The organism is Ruminococcus champanellensis 18P13 = JCM 17042, from assembly GCF_000210095.1.
Lineage (GTDB): Bacteria > Bacillota > Clostridia > Oscillospirales > Ruminococcaceae > Ruminococcus_F > Ruminococcus_F champanellensis.
Genome location: NC_021039.1, coordinates 1,521,912 through 1,541,545, shown reverse-complemented (window position 1 = coordinate 1,541,545; position 19,634 = coordinate 1,521,912). Strand labels below are relative to the sequence as shown.

Here is a 19,634-nt window from a genome sequence, read left to right as displayed (position 1 = left end):
AGGAACGACCGAGCGTTTCATAAGCCGCAAGAAAGAGGTGATTCCCTTGGACAGTATATGCTCCCAGCAACCGCACTTCAAACCAAACAATGAAAGGATGATTAGAATGACGAAATTCAAAAAAGCGCTCATCACGACCGCTGCCCTGGCAACCGCCGCCCTGTGCTCACTAACAGCTTATGCCGCTGTCCACATTGTGTGGGTCGACACGTACCAGGATGGCGTTGTCGTTTCCTCCGTCGGGATGGCCGCAGACAGCATAAAGGGCGAACAGGTTTCAAAAACCGTCGGGAACATGACTACCTATTACACCCACACCACCGCAGCTACAGCCAGCACGCAGGTGCTCGTCATGAATGCAGTGAACAATTCCAGCGAGACAAAGTACATGTCCGGATACGTTACCGTTTGTGATAGATCCGGAAATATTATCTGGTCACACTATCAGGCAAGCAGCGGTCATGTAAGTTCCCACACGCCACTGCTGGCTTCTAATTCCTTTAGCAACTCTTCTCTCTCAAGTGGGGATTACTATTTGGAATACTCATCCAACATCTTTAAGGCAAACGATTCCCATTCCCCGGTCGCATACAGCACACAGCTTGATGTACCCTTTAGAATCTCGTAAGCAAACCGCCCGTCCGGAGCATATGCTTTATATGCTCCGGACACCACTCTGAATTGAAGGAGGACACCTTCATGCTGATTCGCAGTCTGCGCAGTTTCCTGCAAAGCCACACGCCTTTCTTTCTGATGATGATCCTATGCATTATGATCTCCTCCCTTCTGATGCTGTTCGGATACGGTCTTTACCAGGATTATATGCTGGAACAGAAAGATTTCGACAGTTCTTCAAAAAGATTTCTTTTTAACACAGCCGCCAAATCCGATGATATGGATCTGGATGGTTTTTTTTTGAACAAGGATCTTATAATAACCAAGAGCGAATTAGATCATTGCATTGCTTCCATTCCAGATCAATATCTTGAGACATCGTCCCTCGTTACTGTGTATTTTTATAATCCAGACATCATAATGACCGGACCTTCGGTAAAAGACATCTGTACTTGTTATTTTTTTGTAAAAGATGGAGTCAAATATCCTTCTAAAGAAACATTTACAAACAGAATGGAGCATCCAGGAGCAAGCGGACGTATGTTTTCCGATAAAGAATACACTTCAGGTGAGTCAGTTATAATACTAGGAAAAGGCGGACAAGGGAATCCGGGAGAAACTGTAGAATTTTACAATAGAGAAAAATATACAGTGATTGCCAAAGGAGGGTTGTTTCAAGAAATTCCATATGACCGTGTCCCCTCCGACTCTATTGTTGAATATGTTTCCCTGGACTTTGACAAGCCCCTGTCCTTTGAACAATACAACACACTAAAAAATGCCTTCTCCTCCATTCTGGATCGGATAGAGGTCTGGCGTTACATTCCCTTCTACGACGAGGACTACTGGATGTACAACTCCGCCATGCTGGCGTCCCTGCTGATCGCTGTAGTGGCTGCCTTTAATCTGGTGGTGCTGTATCACTATGTGCTTGTCCGCCGGCAAAAATCCCTGGCGATTTTCCAGCTATGCGGCTGCACCAAGGGCAGAGCCATCCGGCTGTATGTGGCAGAAAGCCTGATGCTGACCGTGCCCTGCTACTGTCTGTCGGCGGTGCTGTACCACTTTGTGCTGTTGAAGCCCTTCACCCGGATTTTCCCCTACATTGACACTGCCTACTCCTGGCGACTGTATGCCACCGGCTTCGGCATCTTTGTCACTGTCTGCACCATTGCTATCTGGATCCTGTCCGCACGGATCGTTTCCAAGCATTCTATCGTGGAAAGAAAGGGGGGTGTGGTATGATACACTTTTTGCAGTATTCCTTTCCCAGAATACTACTATTGATTGGAGGAAATAATATGCTCTTTCGCAGTCTGCGCAGTTTCCTGCAAAGCCACACGCCTTTTTTTCTGATGATGATCCTATGCATTATGATCTCCTCCCTGCTGATGCTGTTCGGATACGGTCTTTACCAGGATTATATGCTGGAACAAAAGAGCTTTAACCACTCCACACAAAGGTTTACTTTGAATGCAAATGCACGCTCTGAAGATATGGAGCGTGACGGTTTTTTTATGAACCCGGAGCAGCTTATAACTAAGGACGAACTGGACGCTTGTATCGACCGAATTCCAGAAAAGCATCTGGGCACGTCATCCCTTATTAGCGTATACTTCATCAACCCAGCCAGCGTTATAATGGGTGCATCTATTTACGATATTTGCACCTGTTATTTCCACATAAAAGATGGAGTAAAATCCCCTTCGGAAGAAACATTCGGCTCCAGAATGGAACATCCTGGAGCAAAAGGACGTATATTCACAAACGAAGAATATGCCTCCGGTACCCCTGTTATAATAGTTGGGGCTGGAGAATCCAGACAATTAGGTGGAAAAATACAGTTCTATGATGGAAAAGAATATACAGTTATTGCAGAGGGCGGACTATTCCGAGAAATTCCCTACTGCTTGGTTTCTCCTGACTCTGTTGTAGATTCTGTTTCCATAAAATTAGAAAAGCCCTTATCCTACGAGCAGTACACCGAGCTGAAAAACGCCTTTTCCTCCATCGAGGATCGCGTTTCCTTTTCTCGATACATTCCCTTCTACGACGAGGACTACTGGATGTACAACTCCGCCATGCTGGCGTCCCTGCTGATCGCTGTAGTGGCTGCCTTTAATCTGGTGGTGCTGTATCACTATGTGCTTGTCCGCCGGCAAAAATCCCTGGCAATTTTCCAGCTATGCGGCTGCACCAAGGGCAGAGCCATCCGGCTCTATGTGGCAGAAAGCCTGATGCTAACCGTGCCCTGCTACTGTCTGTCGGCGGTGCTGTACCACTTTGTGCTGCTGAAACCCTTCACCCGGATTTTCCCCTACATTGACACTGCCTACTCCCTGCGGCTGTACGCCACCGGCTTCGGCATCTTTGTCACTGTCTGCACCATTGCTATCTGGATCCTGTCCGCACGGATCGTTTCCAAGCATTCTATCGTGGAAAGAAAGGGGGGCGTGGTATGATACAGCTGCGTCTGGCACTTCGAGAGTGCAAAAAGGAGTGGCCCAAGCATATCCCCATGGTTCTGCAAATGGCATGCATTCTGTTTCTGACCATCGTCAGCGTCTCCACTGTAATTTACCGGTTCTCCTACTTCCTCCCCTTTGCAAATTACTGGAAGCATGATGGCTTCGTATTCTACGCCGACACGGTGCAAATGTACGAGGAGGATTTTTACCAGGAGATGACCGGGGTAACAGATGTGGCACTGTCCTATCGGTATACGGGTCTGAAGCTGAGTATTGATAATCCCTTGATCTATTCCGATAAATTGCTGGAACGCTACACACCGCCGCTAAAAAGCGGAAAGCTGGTGCTGTCCGATCCGGCGGATCCCCTGCCCAATGTGCTGGTGAACGAAAGCAGCGGCTACCGGGTGGGAGATGAGATCCGTTTTTATCAGATCCAATACGAATATACATACGACGACGAGGGCAATGTGACCGATTCCCGGGAAAAGGAACCCACAGAGTCGGATTACCAGTCCCTGCGGGTTTCCGGTGTCTATGGGGACAATACCAAGCTGCTGCTGATGAACGGCGGTGCCGTAGATTCCGAATTGGCGGATTACCGCACCATCTACAATGACATCTCCTCCCTGCAGAGCGGAGGCTGCACGATTCTGATGTCGGAGTCCGAAGCCAAGAAGTACTGGAACAACCAGGAGCACTACGCAGTGTTCGGCATCGGCATGGTGATGTATGAGGACGGTCTGGACAGCAGCGTGAAGCGTGCAAACCTGGAAGCCTTCACAGCCAAAAATGTCGGCCAGAACTGGACACTGAACAACAGGGATCTGTACAAGGACAGCCACACCTACTGCTTCCAGCAGGTGTACACCATGATGCCCTTTATGATCGGCATCCTGATCCTGTTCTTCCTGAGTATGATCAGCGTCAACAGTGTTTCTGCAGTGAGAAAGCTGCGCACCTACACCATCTACCGGGTCTGCGGCATGCCCTGGGGCAAATGTCTCAGCATCGCCGCATACAAAAGCCTGCTGATTACAGCGGCGGCAGGCATTCTCTGCGGACTGCTGATGCTGCTCAAGGAACGGTTCAATCTGTTCAGCAACTTCCTGGTTTCCTTCGGTTGGATGCAGGGGCTGTTCTGCCTGCTGTTCCTTCTGCTGAATATGGGCATCGCCGTCCTGATCAGCGCCGTGGTGCTGCGGCATGCACAAATCAACCAGCTGCTGCACGAAACATAAGACTATGCAAAACATCCCCCTGGCAGAATTTCTGTCAGGGGGATTGCTTTTTCACAGGTTTACGCAGATCCTGCGGAGTGGATGGGGCTATATAGGCAGTCATAGTCCCCTGCAAAATGCGAAGACAGCCTTGACAGGATCACCGGAAAGGCGTATAGTTAAGGCAATACCGCAAGGAGATTGCACGAAAGGAAGAACCCCCATGAAACGCCAATTACAGCCCCATCAGATCATCACCCAGAGCCTCACCGGCCCTTTTCAGAAAACCATCTGGAAGCCCTTTGTCAAAGCAGTGGATACCTATGCTCTGATCGCACCGGGAGACCGGATTGCCGTGTGCGTATCCGGTGGCAAGGACTCCATGCTGCTGGCAAAGCTGATGCAGCAATTACAGCGTGTCCGGCAAAACGACTTTACCCTGGAGTTTCTCACCATGGATCCTGGCTACGATCCGGCACATACCCAGCAGCTATTGGACAATGCAGCTCTGCTGGGCATCCCGGTGCAGGTGTTTGAGACGAATATTCTCCGGATCGTCAACAAGCAGGCGCAGCACCCCTGCTTTCTGTGCGCCCGCATGCGCCGGGGGCATCTGTACGCCAAAGCCCAGGCATTGGGCTGCAACAAGATCGCCCTGGGACATCACTTCAACGACGTAATCGAAACCACCCTGATGGGCATGCTGTACGGGGGACAGATCCAGGCCATGCTGCCTCGGCGCAGGAGCGACAACTACGATGGCATGGAACTGATCCGGCCCCTGTACTGCGTCCATGAGGAGGACATTTTAGCGTGGCGGGATGCAAATGCACTGCATTTTCTACAATGCGCATGCCGCTTCACCAGTCGCAGCCAGGAGGATGCCGCATACTCCCGCCGTGCCCGGGTGAAGGCGCTGATCGCCCATCTGAAAACCGAATCCCCGGAGGTGGAACGGAGCATTTTTCACAGCATCCACACGGTTCAGCTGGACTCCATGCCCGGCTATAAGTCCCGGGGCATAGCCCATAGCTTCCTGGAACGGCTGGAATGAAAATTTGAAAATGCAGTGCAATTTATGAACGAAATCCATTCATGCTGTTTCAGACATTCGATTGCCCCAGCAGCATGGACACAAAGCCCTGGGTATGGAACACATCCGTCCGATAGCTTGCCTCCGCCAGGGTGTCCAGATTTTCCATAGAGTATTCCACCTCCTGGGAAAAGATCTTTGCCTGCCGGATGATTTGCTCCAGGGACAATGTTCCGCTCTGGTTCCAGTCCGCCATACAGCAGACCCCCAGGATCAGAGTGGCAATGACGGTCAGCTGTGCCTTTGCCACCAGATCCCCGTCAAACACCGCCTTGAGAAAATACCGGTATGTATGGTACACCGCCCCATGCTCAAAAGCGTAGGCAAAGGGAGCCGCAGTCTCCCGAAAGGCATGCCCCTTGCAGAAAAGCACCTCCGGCTGTTCTGCAAGCTGCTCCAATCCCCGCTTCCAGGCGGTGTCCAGAATGTCCAGGCCGGTAATCAGCTCCAGTAAAGCCCGCCAATGGGCGGCATGATCCGGATCCTGTCGGCTCCGGACAGAGAGTGTGTTCAGCAGAGCCTTGCAATAGGCAGTATCCGAAAACTGCCGGATGTCCTGGTAAATCTGCTCCGGCTCGTCCAGATCCAGATCTTCCTGCAAGCCGTCTGCAAACACCAGGAACAGGGCAAGCCGTTCCGTCAGAGGCATGCTCCGGTTCTGCAGCAGCTGAAATGCAGTCTCCCTGGCGGCAAACAGGGCATCAAACACTGCCGGGTCATAGTCAAAATCGTTGTCCTCCTGGCTCTCCTCCGTGAGAAACGTATCCGGTGCCGGATCCGACAAAATCAGCCGGGCAGCCTCCTCACAGCACATGCCCACCCCTGCTTCGGTCAGCCCGCGAAACCAGGCGTAATACCGGGGATGCTCCCGGCAGATCTCTCCCAGCATATCCGCTCCAAGGATCTGCTGGATGCTGCAAAGATTCTGTGGATCCAGAAAGGGGCACTTCCCATCCACCTGTCCCATGCAGGTGCAGCCATCCTCCTCATACAAAGCCGCCCGGAGCCGATCCCCCAGTTCTCCCTCCATGTTGCGGTACGCCTGTGCAGTATCCGGGTCGATCTCAATCTCCCAGCCCACACAGCAGCAGTTATCCCGGCAGGCTGTGCCGGTACAGTGAAAATCGCGAAAATAATGCGGCATTCTGCGCATAGTTCCCACCTCAATCCAATTGTCGTGCTTTATCATGTTGATTATATCACATTTACGAGAGCTTGGCAATTATGCAGTGGTGTTTCCGGAAATGGACGGTTGGCAAAAAGGCTGAATTACATTATGTGTAAATCTCAGAATCGACGTAAGATCGGGAATTACTTATGCAAATCTTCAAAATGGATTGTGATAAGGAGGTCGTTATGTATTCATATACTTTAGCTAGGGAAATAAACAGTCAACTGTTCAAAGAAACTTGCGATAAAATAGAAAAATCGTTTCCTTTTGTTGAAAAGAAAAAACTACTGATTGATGTTGATGGATCACTGCTTCAGGATTACTTCATCAATGGTAAAAAGATTCGTGTACAAAATGATTGCGATGTATACTCTGTTTATGTGGACTCCGAAATTGATTTGAAGGATATATTTGTGTCACTAGTCTAGCGTCAAAGTCTTCCATTTCATTATTTGCAGCAAGCGGATATTTCAGAATCGCTACCAACCTTGCTTTCCGTGATAGCCTTTACAAGCAGGAAGTTCGCAGCGCACCTTCATCCGGCTTGGGCTTTCGCCCTCCGATCAGGAATGTATCTGCACAGAAAAAGCCCGCTGACCGAAATCAGCGGGCTTAAATTGTATGGACTTTTCATAGGTAATCTCAATCCATCTTTATTGGATAAATGCACTCGATGGGTTCCTCCGACAGCTTGAGATACATACCCCTTATACAGCCTTATTCAGTCCAACGGCTTCATTGTCGGGATTTTCGTGACCAGCCTTAGATAAGCTCCGCTTAGCGTCTATAAGTCCCGACCGGCACCTACTCATTTGAAGCTGGGGTAAGCTCAGTTACGCCTAATTCAGATAGCGGAAAATCTAATGGCGTAAGCCGTGGAGTAAGCTGGCGTAAGGTGGCTTCATTTTTTTGAAAACGAGCCGTGTGCTATACTGAAACTTACGACTAAAACAGTATAACACACGGCTTAACGAAACTCAATATTTTCCGTTCAGTTTACAAGCATTTCGATATTTCCATTCTAAAAATCTCTCTCGAAGCACTTGAACATCTTTCTCGGAATCCGTATGGAGATAGATATGATTGCGGATAAATAGCGTTTTGATTTCCGCTGCCATTTGCGAAGCATCCGCAGTTCTTTTAATAAGGTAGTAACCCAGCCGGTTACTTTGACAAATGTGGGCTTTCACGCTTTGCTCTCTTTTCTCCGTCACGGTTGCTCCGGCAATATCGACCGCACAATGTAATTCAGGGAGGTATGCAACAAGTCGCATTCCAAGCTCCGAGTCGCTATTGCTTTTGACCGTAATGCCGTTCTGTGCTCCATACATCATTATCAGCATCTGCGGGAGAGCCTGTTGAAACTCCGCTTCACATTGAGGGCAACCCTTTTGCTCAATAGTTCTATCTGTGATTTTGGCACGGTAAGAGTGTCCTGCTCCGCATTTCCACCAAACGACCTTCATTGAGTTTCTCGATACATTGCTCGGTGTCCACTTGGAGTTCTTTTCATAGTCCCATTCTGAGAGCAAGTGAGGATCAGTTGTTCCAAGATCATTATAGCCTTGCAGAACGGCTCTCTCAGCACAAACAGGACACATACCGCCTTTGACCCGTGCTTTGACGACGGCTTTCCATTCATAGCCGCAGGTACGGCATTTCCACCAAACATTCTTTGTTGACTTCTCATTGACTGCATCGGGAGTCAACGGCAGATTCTTTTCCGACCACTCTGCGGCAAGGGATGGGTACTTTGTTTTTAAGTCATTAAATCCTTTGAGTAGCTTAATCCCACTACAATAGGGACACTGACTTCCTCCGGCACGGGTTGAAATCAATGTGTTCCATTCGTGACCCAAGTGACATTTCCACCAAACTTTAATATTCTTGAAAGCCGTAACCTGATCCGGCGTCAGTGGAAGGTTGCGCTCTGACCACTCCTTAGCGATTTCAGGGAAACGGCTTGCCAAGTCGTTGAAGCCCGGTAGTACAAAGTTGTGTGAGCAGTAGGGACAACCTGTGCCGTTCACCGTCCGGCTTTTCACAGATGCCGTCCATTCGTGTCCGAGCTTGCACCGCCATATTACCTTCCTGTGCGTAGCCGCTGTAATCATCGACGGTCTTAGCGGCTCATTCTTGGGCGACCATTCCTTCGCAAGCTCAGGGAACTTACTCTCAAAGTCGTTATAACCTCGAAGCACCCTCGCTCCCGAACATATTGGACATTGCTCGCCTGCGGAGCGAGCTTTAATGCTTGTCTGCCATTCGTGACCGCAAGCCCCTTTCCACCACACAGTTTTATTAGACCCAAAGGTCACTGTATCAGGAGTCAACGGAAAGTTCTTTTCTGACCACTCTGATACAAGATGCGGTCGCATCCTGCTTAAACTATTCTCCATATCTGAACGCTCCATTTCTCATTACTGCTTATAGTATAATTTCCATCCTCAGTTTTGAGAAATGTGCGAAAAAGAGAAAGCACTCTGCGAATTACTCACAGAGTGCTTTCCCTTCAAGTTTCCAGCTTGGTTGTCATATAGTCATCAAAGGCGGTGATCTCTTTCTTTTTCAGAGCGTCGGTCACATCAACATAGATATTCATCGTCGTCGATACATCAGCGTGTCCTAAGATGCTCTGAATGAATTTAAGGTTTGCTCCCGACTCACATAGCCTTGTTGCGAATGTGTGCCGGAGAATGTGGCAACTGAACTGTGGCAGAAGAACCGGATCAGAGTCTGCTCCATATTTTTCGAGGATTTCATCATTACAATCTCGCATCATACGGCGGAGTGCTTTGTTGAGGTTTCCCTGATTTTGAACATCCCCGTAACGGTTGACAAAAATAAAGTCGTCATATTGTGACTTTTTCTACCGTCAAGTTCCCAGTATGTATCTGCGGTATGGGGTTGCTCCCACACCGCAGACGGATTATCTTTCCGGCTCATTTTTGCGCTTTGCGCTTCTCTGAACCGGAATGGAGAGCAGCTCTCTTGTACGCTCTCCAAGCTGTTTTTCAATGGCTGTCAGCCGCTGCTCCGGCAAATTGAGGGACGGATGACGGGTGAATTTGAAGTCCACCATTCGCCGCAGCTGCGCTTTCTGCTTTGCACCCATTACCTCTTTACACACATCCTCATAGGAAATGCGGTAAGGATTGGAACGGGTCTTTGCGTACGCACGCAGGTTCTTGAAATCATCCGGCATTGCATAGTTGAACAGCGACAAGCCGTTATCGAAGATGGGCGCCGGAGCTATAATTTCGCCCGTGTGATTGTTCCGCAGCAAGCCGAAGTTGCCGAAGTGTCTGTCCTCGTTGTAAATCAGGGCATCGAAAACCAGCATACTGCAAAGCTGCTCGTAGAACTCGTCGCCCAAGGTCTTGTAATAATCAAGACAGGCTTTCAGCGTCGTCTTGCAGAGAATACGCCCGATAGGGACGAAAGAGGTATCAATATCCGTGAACAGCCGGCACTTGGAGGCAAGGATACCTTTCCAGTTTTCCAAGTCGTACTGTACGCAGCCGATGCCCATTTTGTCTGCGATCTGACAGGCATAATACTCGCTGTACGGCTCGTTTCCGGTGTTCGCAGCGCCCTCCGTGCCGCCCTTATACAGATAGATGCCGTCATCCTCCACGAACCGCCAAGCCTTCCGCAGCATACCGTTGGTAGTCAGCTCCGGCGAGGTGGAGAATGCCTCCCGGCTGCCGCCCACACCGGTATAAGCCACCAGCGACAGCGCTTCGGAGAAGCGGTTTTCATAGAGGTTATAATCGGCATACTTGCCGTCAAAGTCGGCGGGGACGACCCAATAGCTGTCGTTGAGGGACAGCCCCATACAGACATCAATGATGCCCTTCGTGTTGTTTACGCTCAGCCCCAGCGTCTTTAAGATCTCGTCTACAAACTGCCGGTTCTTCGGGATCACCCGTCGTTCCAGCCACTTCACAACGCCCTCGTTTGTCAGCTCCAAGTCGAGGGGAAACAGCTTTTGCTTTTCCGTTTCGGTGTGAAGAATTGTCGCCTGCAAGCCCTCCAAGCCTCTTTCCTCCAGCGTGAAGGTCAGCAGGGTTTCATCATAAAGGCGCAGGCTATATACTTTTTCCATTGTGCTGCTCCTTTCCTCAAGCATTACGGACACATCCTTGTCAAGCGCTTCTGCGATCTTGATCATCAGGTCAAGGGAAAGATTTTGTGTTCCTTTTTCGATGCGGCAGATGTTGGAACGCTGGGTTCCGATGCGCTTTGCAAGCTGCTCCTGCGACAATCCTTTTTCCAGTCTTGCCTGCGTCAGCTTCTGCACGATGCTCTGCCTTGCCGCCAACAGTTCCTTTTCGGTCATACAAAACCCTCCCTTCCGATCCATTATAATGTTATCATATATGATAACGATTGTCAAGGGGTTCGGCTATCTTTCCAAGTCCCTCGGTTTCTTTTCGGGCGGTTCTTCACCCTCATCGGGTTCACCGCCAACGATCTCGTTCTCACGCTTATCCACATTGAGCAGGGCGTTGAGTTCATTCAGCCGGTCGGTCTTGGCTTTCAATTCTTCCTCCTGCGGGAACGGTCTTTCCACATCGACCTTCGCAGTTTCAAACTGCTTTTTGAGGTTATCAAGCTCCATTTCGTTCATCTCCAAACGCTTTGGAAGCCCCTCCAGCGCATTATCCAAGCGGGTGATATTACCGAAGGTGTCCGTGCCGAGGGTTACGGGATAGCCAAGCTCACCCTTGAGCCGCACTTTGTATTCTCTTGCTTCAAAGTACAGCTCCATCGTAAAGCCACGGTACTCACCGAGGGGAATGGGGTCGGGATTTGTCATTGCCTTACACGCCTCCAAGATAGCGTTGCCGGCATCCGCTTTCTCTGAATAGAAAGCACCCTTGACCGTCATACCAATAAAGGTTTCATCAGACGGCTTCGGGTGCTCTGCCACTCTTTCAATATCGGATTTTAAGCCCGCAATTACATCAGCCCGCCGTGCGATCTCCTGCGGATAGAACTTGATGATCTTATCCTCCAAAGCATATTTTTCGGAAAGGAAACTGGACTTTAAGAGCCGCAATTTCTGCACCTGAATGTCCAAGTCCATCTTCTCTTTGATGTGGGGATTGCCGGTCGCCAGCATCTTGATCTCAGCATAGGACAGTGCGGTTTCGTCAATATCCTCGCAGGATCGCACCGGCGATTTACTGGTCATTATCTGCGAAGCGAACTTCTGCTTGCCCTCCACGAGCTGATACAAATAGGCATCAAAGGTTTCCTCCGTTACGAAACGGTAGATGTGAACCTCTGCATTTTCGTTGCCTTGCCGGATACTTCTACCGAGCCGCTGTTCCAAGTCAGAGGGTCGCCACGGGCAATCGAGATCGGAGGATGCGGCAAGTTTGTTCTGCACATTCGTACCGGCTCCCATCTTCTGCGTACTGCCCATCAGGATGCGGACATCCCCTCGGCGCACCTTCTTGAACAGCTCCAGCTTCTTTGCTTCGGTATCCGCTTCGTGGATGAACTTTATCTCATCGGCGGGTACGCCACGGGCAATCAGCTTCTGCCGGATGTCATCATAAACATTGAAAGAGCCGTCGTTTTTCGGCGTAGAAAGGTCGCAGAAGAATAGCTGGGTCAGCCGCTTTTCACTGCCACGCTCCCAAGTTTCAAACATAGCGTCCACGCAGGCGTTGAGCTTGCTGTCCTCAAAATCAGGGAGCAACGGATTGATAAGCCGCTGATCAAGAGCCAGCTTTCTGCCGTCGTTGGTGATCTTGAGCATATTATCTTCCTTGGCATCAACCATACCGTTTCGTACCCTTTCGGCTCTCTCCGCAAGCTCGGCTACCATCTGCTTTTGGATTTCAGAGGGCTTCACCGAGATATTGTGAAAGACCGCTTTCGGCACTGGCAGGTCAAGCATATCCGCTGTTTTGATGTCTGCGATTTCCTTAAACATCGCCATCAGCTCCGGTAAATTGTAGAAGCGGGCAAAGCGTGTTTTGGCTCGGTATCCCGTTCCTTCGGGTGTTAGTTCTACTGCCGTAATGGTTTCTCCGAAAGTGGAAGCCCAGGCATCGAAGTGCTGCAAGTTGTTCTGAACAAGGGTGTTGTACTGCAAGTACCGCTGAATGGTGTAAAGCTCGACCATTGAATTGGAGATCGGCGTTCCTGTCGCAAACACTGTCCCACGCCCTCCGGTCAACTCGTCCAAGTACCTGCATTTCATAAAGAGGTCGCTGGATTTCATCGCTTCGGTTTGGGCGATGCCGCCTACATTCCGCATCTTAGTAAAGAGGAACAGATTCTTATAGTAGTGGCTCTCATCAATGAAAAGTCTGTCCACACCCAACTCCTCAAAGGTCACTGTATCATCCTTTTTGGATTGGTCGTTGAGCTTATCGAGCTTCTGCTTGACAGATTTCTTTGTGCGCTCCAGTTGTTTTACGGAGAAGTTATCTCCACGGTTCTTTTTCAATTCCGCAATGCCCTCCGTTACCTCATCAAGCTGCTGTTCGAGGATCGCCCGCTGCCGTTCAATGGACATCGGTATTTTCTCGAACTGCGAATGCCCGATAATGATGGCATCGTAATCGCCGGTGGCAATTCTGCCGCAGAACTTTTTGCGGTTCTTGGTTTCAAAGTCTTTCTTCGTTGCCACCAAAATGTTGGCTGAGGGATAGAGCTGTAAAAACTCCGATGCCCACTGCTCAGTGAGGTGGTTGGGTACGACAAACAGGGATTTACTGCGCAATCCGAGCCGTTTGGACTCCATCGCCGCCGAAACCATCTCGAAGGATAGCGATAGGTAATCCTTTGGGCGGGATATGCAGCCGCAGGCTGCATATCCGTTCCTCCGGATTTTCCCCCGCTCCAAACCGTGCGTGACAGTTTCCCATCACACGGCTTTCCATCGTCAGCACTTTTTATGACAATCTATACATCAAACAGATTTGCCCTTTAGAAAACGAGTTCCAGCATTTCTGCCATCACACGAAGTTTATTGAGCTTTGCCAACTGCTTTTTATCCGGGTTCAGCACTTTTAGGTATTTTCGGATGGTGCGCTCATTACTGGAATGAATGATAATGTGAACCACATCGGAGACAATAATCAGGTTTTGGTAGCTGTCATTGCCCCCAAGCACCAACGGCTTTTTGTGGTGACAGTCCACTTGATTTGCTTCCAGTTCCACACCGGAGACGGCACATTTTCCTTTCTGTGCAACATAGAGCGCAATGCGGTTATCGTTGTATTCCACACTTTGCTTACCGCATGGATTGTTCATCAGATGATAGAGTACTGCCATATTGATACCGGCAAGATTCTTATGAATCTCAACCCGTCCTTCTGGCGTGTACTTGTTTACCCGACTTTTCTTATCCATAGGTACTCTATGCTGAACATAGGCAATCGGGACGATGGCATGACCATTCAGATAACGCACCTCCCGGCTTGTGCCGTATTTCTCCTTGATATACCTGTTTGTGATTTGACATTTCTTTTGCAGTCTGTGCTTCAATCTGTTGTAAAGGCTCTTTTTGACATCGAAAGCGATTTTGTGAAAGTCAATATTCACATGGGTTGCAATGCTGTAATAGTTATGAACGCCCATGACATAGGAGTTGTATTTCTGTATCAGACGATATTCCATTCCTGGGTCATAGGTCTGCCGTATCTGCCCAATAATTTCCTTGCTTTTCTCCCGGATTTTCTGCAATGCTTTATCCTTGATATGCGCTTCTACTACATACCTTGGTTGTCCATCTGGCTTCTTTCCTTTTGTTCGAACTTTCAGCTTAAAGCCAAGAAATTCAGAATAATGGCGTTTCAGATTTACGATTTTCGATTTCTCCGGGCTGGTTTCCAGTCCCAGACGTTCCAAAAGCCATTGTTTCGTTGCCTCGAACAGCTTGACTGCATCTGACCGCTTTTTACAGAAGATTTTGAAATCATCTGCATAGCGGACAACATAGCACTCTTTCAGATTCGTGTAGTTGCGCAGGGTTCGGATGGTACTGCTTTTATCAGGGGTTCCATTCGCATAGATTCTGTGTACATAGTTCCTTTGGGTAGGCATTTCTTCCCACTGGCTGACAATCCACCAATCCAGTTCATTCAGGACGATGTTTGACAACAGTGGGGAAATGATACCGCCCTGTGGCGTACCCTTTTCGGGAAAACCGATTCCAGCCACTTCTGCCTTTAGCATGGCAGAAATGATAGACAGCAGCTTTTTATCCCTAATTCCGAGTGTCCACATCTGCTTCAGCAGTTTTCCGTGGTTCACATTGTCAAAGAAAGACTTGATATCTATATCAATGACATAGTGGCAACCTACGTTCTGTATCATTCTCTCCGCTTGGGCAATGGCATTTTCTGCACTGTGGTTTGGTCTGAAACCATTGCTTCGCTTGAAGAATTTTGCTTCACAGATAGGTTCTAATACTTGCAGAATACATTGCTGAATGAGCCTGTCCATAATCGTGGGTATTCCAAGGGGGCGGGTTTTCCCGTTGTCCTTTGGTATCTCAACTCTGCGGACAGCATTAGGAATATACCAGTCCAGCTTGCGCTGAACATGGGCAACTAAGGCATTTTCGTTCCACTTGTTCAAATCGCTTATTGTTTTATTATCCACACCCGCCGTCCGACTGCCGCTGCTCTTTCGGATATTTCTGTAGGCCAGCTTGATGTTTTTAGGGCGTTTTATTAGTTCCACCAGATTGCAGAACCGTTGCCCCTTGACACTTGCGGCATACAATTCGTCAAGAGCGAGCTGCATATCGTAGTATTCGGAGTTGCGGATTTTCTGTTTCTTTAAGGGTTTCTTCTTGTTTGCCAAAGTCAGGTACTTTCCTTTCTTTCGAGAGGATTTCGCTTTTCTTAGTCATACTCGAACCTTTGTGTCTGTATAGTTTTCAATTTATTGATTGCTGACGACTAATGGCCATCCCTCCACCGTATTTCTACGGCTTCAACGGTACTGTGCCATCTCTCTCAACTGGATAAAGGATTGTTATACGCAATACGCTTTCCAATCCAACACCTCATAGCCTGTAACCGGCTCCGTGTTCCAGCCTTTCCACGTTCCAATATTCCTATCTGTACATATCTGCCCTTAGGTGTCCCTCTGAGCCTGTATGCTGGGCGGTGCCTATAACACCGCAAGGACTTTCATAGTAAAAATTCTTACTCATCCTCACATACTTCCGTAATCGGAAAGGAGCATTTCTGCTCCTGCGCCTTTTAGACCCGTACATTCGGGATTTCGTCAGTCATCCATGACATTCTGACCATAGGCAGTTTATAGACCTCCGGCGTATCATGCACATATCCCACCTCTGGGACACTTTCCACGGCATAATCCGTTTGGGTGCATTTCCGCCGACTTTAGCGAGCGTTATACCGTAGCCCTTGTTACAGAGGACTGCCGCATATCGCAGTTTATAAGGTAGGCGTTTCAGGGCGTTACCCCATCATTCCACCTATCGGAATATTAGTTCTCCAAGTCTTTTCAGGGACTCCTTTCAAATCCCGATTCTATTGTTAGCTGACTTGTGCGTAACCTTTTCAGTTACGAACGTGTCGCACTTTTCCCCGCGCCCACGGCGTGTGCAAGCAGCGTATTGCCGCCGTATAGGATGTGCGCCACCGCATTTCTTTGGTGTTCCCGAAGCTCGATTTCCGGGTTCATACCACTGAAAACGATGTGGCTTCCATCGTACTCACGGGGACGCAGGCTATTGAATTTATCGTTGTAAAGGCGGCAGAGCCGTTCTCTGCGCTCAGGGTCAGACCAGACCCAATCCTGAAAGCCCTGCTTAATCAGCTCCTGCTTTGCCTGTGCGATTGCCGTTTCCTTCTTGTTCAGAATGGCTTTCTTTTTGCCGTCTGCGTCCTCTACATAGTCGAAGATGCGGACATCCTTCAGGTTCAGTGTTTCCTCGATGATCTTATAGGCGTTGATGCGCCCCGTACCGTAGGTACTGTATGCCTTCACATTGCTGCGGTCATAGGACTTACCCTCAATATTCCACTCGCCGGTATAGGCAGAGAAATGAACCTTGATGTTCCACTGTGCGTACCTCGGTGTTCCCAAGAACTCAAACATAAACTGTTCGACAATTTCGGTCGGCAGCCAAGTAGCACCAAGCCGAACAGCGATCTCGCTGGCGGTCAGGTCTTTCGGCTGTACCCGTTCCAGTGCTTCCACATTGACGGTGTAATCTTCGGGGTAAAGCTCCGCCGACTTTCGGGCGAGTACCAGCTTTTCCCGGACATTGCCGGAGAGGTATTCGTCTGCCATCAGATACTTTGCCTGCGTGGAATTGCCGTACCCGTGCATTGGATTCAGAAAGATAACGCCCTTTAAGTCTGCAAAGATTTCTTCCTCGGTCTTGCCGGTCAGCTCGCACATATAATCCATATCCACACGGGCTTTTTCGCCCATAGAAACGGCAAGTGCTTCACTGGCGGTATCTACGGAAGTGACCGGGGTATGTGGTTTGATGGTTCGCTTGTAGAATATATCCGCCTTGCGTTCAAGCTGCCCTTCATCGCCCAAGACCTCAAGAGCCGAGAGCAAAGAAAAGGAACTGTCCTGCGAAAATGCGGAGATGTTGGCACGGCTGTTTATAAGTCCGTACTGCTTGGAAAAGGTATCATAAAGAGCGTTTAATCGCTCCTGCTCCGCTTTGATTTCCGAGTCGGGGTAATCCTCTGTCTGCAATTCGATCAGCTTTCTGACCGAATCACGGATGCGGATCATACCCTTTATGCGGTTCTCTGCGGTAGCGGATACCTCCACCGGAGCCATACGGCTGTTTTCTCGGAAGTAGATTTTATCGTCCAGCACCGTATAGGAGAAGTTGCGAACGGTGGGATCTGCGGGAATGGAATTGTCCTCCTCTGCAAGCTCATCCTCCACCTCATATGCGGTCAGCTCACCGTGAATATTGGAAACGGCTTCGCTGAGCTGTTCGGCAAGGTCTGCCCCCTCGTAAGGGACGCAGGTGGCTTCGGGACCGAAACGCCCCGACACCATTTTCATCTCTCCGAGTATCATTTCGGGATGCTCAACAAAGTACCTGTTCATCAGGATACCGTTTTCATCTGTGCCGAGCTGTACCCAATCCGGCTCTATATCCACAATGCGGTCACGCTTTTGCAGAATAAGAATGTCCGAAACGACTTCCGTCCCGGCATTTCCCTTAAAGGTGTTGTTCGGCAAACGGATAGCACCAAGCAGGTCAGCTCGCTGAGCAATATACTTACGGACAGCGGAGTTTTCCTTGTCCATTGTGCCTTTGCTCGTAATGAGCACCATTACGCCGCCCGGACGGAGCTTGTCCAAGGATTTGGCGAAGAAGTAGTCGTGGATGAGGAACTTGTGCTTGTCGTAACGCTTGTCAGGGACTTTGAAATCCCCGAAGGGTACATTCCCCACAACGGCATCAAAGAAGCTGTCGGGGAGGTTGGTTTCCTCAAAGCCCTGTGCGGCGATAGAGGACTTTTGATATAACTGCTGTGCGATGCCGGCAGAAATTGTGTCCAGTTCTACACCGTAAATCTTGCTTTCCTTCATTTCTTCGGGAAGCATACCGATAAAATGCCCGATGCCGCAGGACGGTTCCAAGATGTTGCCCTCACGGAATCCAAGCTGTTTCATCACCTTATACACGGCATTGATAACCGTTGGCGGCGTGTAGAAAGCGGTCAGAGTGCTTTCTCTTGCGGAAGCGTATTCCTCCGGCGTCAGGATGTTTTTCAGCATCCCGAACTCTGTCTGCCAAGAACCGGCTCTCTCATCAAAGGCTTCGGGAATACCGCCCCAGCCCACATATTTAGAGAGAATGATCTGCTCGTCCGGTGTGGCGAAGCGGTTTTCTTCCTGACATTTTTTCAGAACGGTGATCGCCGCATAGTTGCGGTGGAAACGCTCCTTTTTGTTGACCTCCTCGACCTCGTGAGAAGCAAGGTCAAAGGTATGACGGTCTGCCATTGGGATTTCGGGATGAATATCAAAGGTCTGCACCCGGCTTTTCTTCGGATGCTCCCAAACAGGGGTAAGAGGTGCTTCCACCTGTGCAAGTTCTTCCTCGGAGAGATAAATAGGAATGGAGGAACGGTATATCTTAATAACGCTTCCAAAGTTCTTTCGCAGTGCGTCGGCAGTGCTTTTTGCGAGGTTGGTGCGGTTATCTACGATATTCAATAGGATACCGTCGATTCGCAGGCTCGGATTGATGTACTGCCTGACCTTTCCAATGGTCTGCATCAGTTGGGTCATTCCCTTTGCCGGAAGATATTGCGCCTGCACGGGAATGATTACGCTATCTGCCGCCGCCAAAGCATTCAGAGTGACCATACCGAGCGAAGGCATACAGTCAATCAGTACATAGTCATAATTGTCTTTGACCTTGCTCAGATAGCTTCTCAGAATGGTTTCACGGCTCATTGCGGTCACAAGCATCATTTCCATAGCAGACAGCTCGATGTTGGCAGGGAGCAGATCGACATTTTCCTCGTGATGCAGAATGCCGCTTCGTGGGTCTGTATGATCTTCACGGATAACCCCGGATAGCTTATCGGTAATGGTCGTCGTAAGACTGTCATTATCTCGCCACCCAAGGCAAGTTGTGAGGTCGCCCTGCGGGTCGGCATCTACAAGGAGTACCTTCTTGCCGAGTCGTGCAAGCCCGACACCCAAATTGACCGTTGTGGTCGTTTTGCCTGTGCCGCCTTTCTGATTGCAGATAGCAATGGTTTTACAGTTTGGCATTTCGCTTTTCCTCCTTCTTATTAGATTTGGATCGCTTGATCCACCAAAACACAGGAAGCGGAGTCCTGTGCTTTGGTGGTCGCATTTAACTCGATCTCATCCCCCAAATGCGTAAAAGGAAATCAACAGGCGTTCGGCTGCTGACCGAACTCATAGGAATCTCACCTCTGCCGGGTACTCCGCCAGCCCCATAGGGAAGTATCATTGTCCCTGAATCGTTTCATCGCCTTATCCGCAGCAAGCGGATATTTCAGAATGGTTCGGAATCGCTACCAACCTTGCTTTCCGTGATA

General features: G+C 49.4%; 11 protein-coding genes and 2 pseudogenes. 6 read left to right on the top strand and 7 right to left on the bottom strand.

The features are described 5' to 3' along the window. The first annotated feature begins 106 nt into the window (after window positions 1-106). The 5 genes from RUM_RS06790 (at window position 107) to RUM_RS06770 (ending at window position 5,357) form a co-directional block, all read left to right on the top strand. A complete protein-coding gene (locus RUM_RS06790; RefSeq protein ID WP_015558414.1) occupies window positions 107-628 on the top strand; it encodes a hypothetical protein in 522 nt (173 codons plus the stop codon). A gap of 656 nt (window positions 629-1,284) precedes the next feature. Beyond that, window positions 1,285-1,860 carry an FtsX-like permease family protein gene (locus tag RUM_RS12645; protein ID WP_041326325.1) on the top strand — a complete coding sequence of 192 codons (576 nt, stop codon included), beginning with the start codon at window positions 1,285-1,287 and terminating at the stop codon, window positions 1,858-1,860. Between the two features lie 56 nt (window positions 1,861-1,916). Then, window positions 1,917-3,077: an ABC transporter permease gene (locus tag RUM_RS06780; RefSeq protein ID WP_015558413.1), complete on the top strand. Its 1,161-nt coding sequence runs from the start codon at window positions 1,917-1,919 to the stop codon at window positions 3,075-3,077. Further along, on the top strand, window positions 3,074-4,324 hold the full coding sequence (locus RUM_RS06775; RefSeq protein WP_015558412.1) for an ABC transporter permease family protein: 1,251 nt from the start codon (window positions 3,074-3,076) through the stop codon (window positions 4,322-4,324). The genes RUM_RS06780 and RUM_RS06775 overlap by 4 nt, the downstream gene beginning before the upstream one ends. Window positions 4,325-4,526: 202 nt before the next feature. Further along, window positions 4,527-5,357, top strand: a complete 831-nt coding sequence (locus RUM_RS06770) for a tRNA 2-thiocytidine(32) synthetase TtcA (RefSeq protein ID WP_015558411.1) — start codon at window positions 4,527-4,529, stop codon at window positions 5,355-5,357. Window positions 5,358-5,406: 49 nt separating this feature from the next. Here RUM_RS06770 and fliB read toward each other — a convergent pair whose 3' ends face one another. Next, window positions 5,407-6,549, bottom strand: coding sequence for a flagellin lysine-N-methylase (gene fliB / locus RUM_RS06765; protein WP_054683463.1), 1,143 nt, complete (start codon window positions 6,547-6,549; stop codon window positions 5,407-5,409). Window positions 6,550-6,752: 203 nt separating this feature from the next. On the opposite strand from fliB, the gene RUM_RS06760 reads away from it, so the two are divergent. Then, a complete protein-coding gene (locus RUM_RS06760; RefSeq protein WP_049775523.1) occupies window positions 6,753-6,995 on the top strand; it encodes a hypothetical protein in 243 nt (80 codons plus the stop codon). Between the two features lie 549 nt (window positions 6,996-7,544). Here RUM_RS06760 and RUM_RS06755 read toward each other — a convergent pair. From RUM_RS06755 to RUM_RS06730, 6 genes and pseudogenes are all read right to left on the bottom strand, one after another. Continuing rightward, window positions 7,545-8,966 carry a zinc-ribbon domain-containing protein gene (locus RUM_RS06755; RefSeq protein ID WP_015558408.1) on the bottom strand — a complete coding sequence of 474 codons (1,422 nt, stop codon included), beginning with the start codon at window positions 8,964-8,966 and terminating at the stop codon, window positions 7,545-7,547. 113 nt (window positions 8,967-9,079) lie between these two features. Continuing rightward, window positions 9,080-9,421: pseudogene (locus RUM_RS06750) on the bottom strand (tyrosine-type recombinase/integrase); the annotation flags it as partial. A 75-nt stretch (window positions 9,422-9,496) separates the two neighbouring features. Then, a complete protein-coding gene (locus RUM_RS06745) occupies window positions 9,497-10,909 on the bottom strand; it encodes a helix-turn-helix domain-containing protein (protein WP_015558406.1) in 1,413 nt (470 codons plus the stop codon). 66 nt (window positions 10,910-10,975) lie between these two features. Continuing rightward, window positions 10,976-13,357, bottom strand: a pseudogene (locus tag RUM_RS06740) (helicase-related protein); the annotation flags it as partial. A gap of 161 nt (window positions 13,358-13,518) precedes the next feature. Continuing rightward, the gene (gene ltrA / locus RUM_RS06735) at window positions 13,519-15,402 is read right to left on the bottom strand and encodes a group II intron reverse transcriptase/maturase (protein ID WP_081460011.1); all 1,884 of its coding nucleotides are present in this window, start codon (window positions 15,400-15,402) and stop codon (window positions 13,519-13,521) included. A gap of 732 nt (window positions 15,403-16,134) precedes the next feature. Further along, window positions 16,135-19,341, bottom strand: coding sequence for an AAA family ATPase (locus RUM_RS06730; RefSeq protein WP_015558404.1), 3,207 nt, complete (start codon window positions 19,339-19,341; stop codon window positions 16,135-16,137). Window positions 19,342-19,634: the final 293 nt, after the last annotated feature.